Raw genomic sequence first — 4,450 nt, 5'->3', positions numbered from 1 at the left:
CGGCCTTCCCGGATCCGGCCTTCCCGGCCGACCGCTCGGCGGCCGGCTGCCGCGCGGCCGCCTCGTCCGCCCGTGCCCTCGCCGTCGCCTTCACGTCCTTCCGGGACTTCCCGGCGGGCACGGCTCCGCCGGACGCCGACTGCTGTACGGCGGTCTTCTTCGCCACCATGGCCGCGGCCCCTTTTCACCTGCTGTGCTCTCACGCGCGAATCGTGCTGGGACGATAAATCGACTCGGGGCCCGCGGCAACGGGGCGCACCGCCCGATTCGCCCTCCCCCGGACGCCGCGCGGCGGACCCTCCTGCGTTGTGCCCAGCTCCCCGCCGGGTATGCCCCCGAGCCGGACGCCGCGAGATCCGCACACCCGCACCGCGCCATTCGGCGGTACGTCCCTCCTCCGGCGGCTCGTGCGGCACGCCCGCGGGAGTCCGCCCGGGCCCCGCCCCCGGTCCGCGGGAAACCGGTCGGCCGCTGCCCGCTGCGCGCCGTACACTGGGCCCAGCGAGAAGCGTGGATGGGGACGAGTAGCGGCGTACGCAGCCCAGAGCGACCCGGGGACGGTGTGAGCCCGGGGGCGAGCGCGACGCGAAGATCACCCCGGAGCCGCCGGAGGAAAGCCGCAGCCCGACAGCGACGGCGAGTAGAACCGGCATCGCGACCCCAATGAGGGGGCTCACCGGCGCACACGGCGCACCGGGGAGCCAAGGAGGGTGGTACCGCGGGAGCGCGCCGACGGCGGCGCAGGGATCGACACGGCTCTCGTCCCTCCGGACGGAAGGCAGCAAGTCCGCCGGAGGAAGCCCGCTGATGACAACGCCGATGTACCGACAGGTGCCAGCCCAGGTCGACCTGCCCGCCCTCGAGCACGCGGTGCTCGACTTCTGGCGGGAACAGAAGATCTTCGCCAAGAGCCTGGAGCAGTCCGAGGGCCGCCCCGAGTGGGTGTTCTACGAGGGTCCGCCCACCGCCAACGGCATGCCGGGCGCCCACCACATCGAGGCACGCGTCTTCAAGGACGTCTTCCCCCGCTTCCGCACCATGCGCGGCTACCACGTGGGCCGCAAGGCCGGCTGGGACTGCCACGGGCTCCCGGTGGAGCTGGCGGTGGAGAAGGAACTCGGCTTCTCCGGCAAGCAGGACATCGAGGCGTACGGCATCGCCGAGTTCAACGCCAGGTGCCGCGAGTCGGTGACCCGCCACACCGACGCCTTCGAGGAGCTCACGACCCGCATGGGGTACTGGGCCGACCTCCAGGACCCGTACCGCACGATGGACCCGGAGTACATCGAGTCCGTCTGGTGGTCGCTGAAGGAGATCTTCGGCAAGGGCCTGCTGGTCCAGGACCACCGCGTCGCCCCCTGGTGCCCCCGCTGCGGCACCGGCCTGTCCGACCACGAGCTGGCGCAGGGCTACGAGACGGTCGTCGACCCGTCCGTCTACGTCCGCTTCCCGCTCACCTCCGGCCCGCTGGCCGGCGAGGCCGCGCTCCTGGTGTGGACGACCACGCCGTGGACGCTGGTGTCCAACACCGCGGTCGCCGCGCACCCCGAGGTCGCCTACGTCGTCGCGACGAACGGCGAGGAGAAGGTCGTCGTCGCCGAGCCGCTGGTGGCCAAGGCCCTCGGCGAGGGCTGGGAGACCACCGGCGAGACCTTCACCGGCGCCGAGATGGAGCGCTGGACCTACCGGCGCCCCTTCGAGCTCGTCGCGTTCCCCGAGCCGGCCCACTACGTCGTCAACGCCGACTACGTCACCACCGAGGACGGCACGGGTCTGGTCCACCAGTCGCCCGCCTTCGGTGAGGACGACCTCAGGGTCTGCCGCTCCTACGGCCTGCCCGTGGTGAACCCGGTCCGCCCGGACGGCACCTTCGAGGAGGACGTCCCGTTGGTCGGCGGTGTCTTCTTCAAGAAGGCCGACGAGAAGCTGACCGAGGACCTGGCCGAGCGGGGCCTGCTGTTCAGGCACATCCCGTACGAGCACAGCTACCCGCACTGCTGGCGCTGCCACACCGCGCTGCTCTACTACGCGCAGCCCTCCTGGTACATCCGCACCACGGCCGTCAAGGACCGCCTGCTCGAGGAGAACGAGGGCACCAACTGGTTCCCGGACTCCGTCAAGCACGGCCGGTACGGCGACTGGCTGGACAACAACATCGACTGGGCGCTGTCCCGCAACCGCTACTGGGGCACCCCGCTGCCGATCTGGCGCTGCGAGGACGACCACCTCACCTGCGTCGGCTCGCTCGCCGAGCTGACCGGGCTGACCGGCACCGACCAGTCGGGCCTCGACCCGCACCGCCCGTTCATCGACGAGGTCGTCTTCTCCTGCCCGCAGGACGGCTGCGGGAAGACGGCCACGCGCGTGCCCGAGGTCATCGACGCCTGGTACGACTCGGGTTCGATGCCGTTCGCCCAGTGGGGCTACCCGCACAAGAACAGGGAACTGTTCGAGAGCCGGTACCCGGCGCAGTTCATCTGCGAGGCCATCGACCAGACCCGCGGCTGGTTCTACACGCTGATGGCGGTCGGCACCCTGGTCTTCGACAAGTCCTCGTACGAGAACGTCGTCTGCCTCGGCCACATCCTCGCCGAGGACGGCCGCAAGATGTCCAAGCACCTGGGCAACACCCTGGACCCGGTCCCGCTGATGGACCGGCACGGCGCGGACGCGGTCCGCTGGTTCATGGCGGCCGGCGGTTCCCCGTGGGCGGCCCGCCGGGTGGGCCACGGCACCATCCAGGAGGTCGTCCGCAAGACGCTGCTGACGTACTGGAACACCGTCGCCTTCCAGGCCCTGTACGCGCGCACGTCCGGCTGGGCCCCCTCCGCGGCCGACCCGGCCCCTGCCGACCGCCCGGTGCTCGACCGCTGGCTCCTGTCCGAGCTGCACACCCTCACCGACCAGGTGACCCGGGCGCTGGAGGGCTTCGACACCCAGCGGGCCGGCAAGCTGCTGTCCGCGTTCGTCGACGACCTGTCCAACTGGTACGTCCGCCGCTCCCGGCGCCGCTTCTGGCAGGGCGACAAGGCCGCGCTGCGCACCCTGCACGAGGTCGTCGGGACGGTCACCCAGCTGATGGCCCCGCTGACCCCGTTCATCACCGAGCGGGTCTGGCAGGACCTGGTCGTGCCGGTCACCCCGGGCGCCCCGGAGTCGGTCCACCTGTCCTCCTGGCCCGAGGCGGACCTGACGGCGATCGACCCGGAGCTGTCGAAACAGATGGTGCTGGTGCGCCGCCTGGTGGAGCTGGGCCGGGCCACCCGGGCGGAGTCGGGCGTCAAGACCCGCCAGCCGCTCAGGCGCGCCCTGATCGCGGCGAGCGGTTTCGGCGCCCTCGACACCGAGCTGCGCGCGCAGATCACCGAGGAGCTGAACGTCGAGTCCCTGGCGTCCCTGTCCGAGGTGGGCGGCTCGCTGGTGGACACGACGGCCAAGGCCAACTTCCGCGCCCTGGGCAAGCGGTTCGGCAAGCGCGTCCAGGACGTCGCCCGGGCCGTCGCGGCCGCGGACGCCGCCGCGCTCTCCCTGGCCCTGCGCGAGGGCACCGCCTCCGTGGAGGTCGACGGTGAGACGATCACCCTCGCCCCGGACGAGGTGATCATCACGGAGACCCCGCGGGAGGGCTGGTCGGTGGCGTCCGACGCCGGTGCCACGGTCGCCCTGGACCTGGAGATCACCGAGGAGCTGCGCCGCGCCGGCCTGGCCCGGGACGCGATCCGGCTGATCCAGGAGGCCCGCAAGAACAGCGGCCTCGACGTGGCCGACCGGATCGCCCTGCGCTGGACGTCGACGGAGGACGCCACCGTCGCGGCCCTGACCGAGCACGCCGGCCTCATCGCCGACGAGGTCCTCGCCGTGGCCTTCGTGAACGAGCAGGACGCCCGGGACGAGGCGGACGGCGGCTACGGGCAGCCGTTCACCGACGAGGGCCTGTCCCTGACCTTCCGCCTCCGCAAGGCGTGAGGTCCAGGGGGTAGGCACGCCGGCGCGTCCCGCGCCGCCCGGGGCCCGGGCCCGCCGAGAGGAATCCGGCGGGCCCGGGCCCTTCGGCGTCGCGCCCCGCGGACCACCGCCCCGCGCCCCGGACGACCGCCGCGACCGGTCACCACCACCGCAACCGGCGCAACCGGCGCGAGGTGCCCCCGGCACGCGCAGCACGAGGGCGGGGCCCCGGGTTCTCGAACCCGGGGCCCCGCCCTGAACACTGCCGGCCGCTACGCCGTACTCATGGCCATCAGGCCGTCAGTTGTCGTCCTCGTCGATCAGGAACCCGCGCATCGGCGAGGGCGCCTGGCCCATCGGCGACGGCCCCTGCGGACGCACCGGCGCCATGGGCTGGGTCATCGCCGGCTGCATCTGCTGCTGGCCGCCACCGTAGGACGGGCCGGACTGGCCGGGGCCGCCCATCTGCTGGTTGCCGCCGTAGGACGGCGCACCGGCACCGGCC

The 4,450-nt window shown here is 72.7% G+C and carries 1 protein-coding gene and 1 pseudogene; one reads left to right on the top strand and one right to left on the bottom strand.

Annotated features, from left to right (window positions below; translation table 11 throughout):
- Positions 1-807 precede the first annotated feature (807 nt).
- The gene (ileS, locus tag AOK18_RS03770) at positions 808-3,966 is read left to right on the top strand and encodes an isoleucine--tRNA ligase (RefSeq protein ID WP_055693326.1); all 3,159 of its coding nucleotides are present in this window, start codon (positions 808-810) and stop codon (positions 3,964-3,966) included.
- 279 nt (positions 3,967-4,245) lie between these two features.
- Here the strand turns inward: ileS and AOK18_RS03765 are convergent.
- Positions 4,246-4,450: pseudogene (locus tag AOK18_RS03765) on the bottom strand (cell division protein DivIVA); the annotation flags it as partial.

Origin of the sequence: Streptomyces prasinopilosus (assembly GCF_001419695.1) — a bacterium.
GTDB classification, from domain to species: Bacteria; Actinomycetota; Actinomycetes; order Streptomycetales; family Streptomycetaceae; genus Streptomyces; species Streptomyces prasinopilosus.
The sequence above is the reverse complement of the archived record's forward strand: the minus strand, read 5'-3'. Positions and strand labels throughout refer to the sequence as shown.

Excerpts from the sequence above, each read along its gene's own strand:
- ileS (WP_055693326.1), top strand. The coding sequence starts at position 808 with ATGACAACGCCGATGTACCGACAGGTGCCAGCCCAGGTCGACCTGCCC.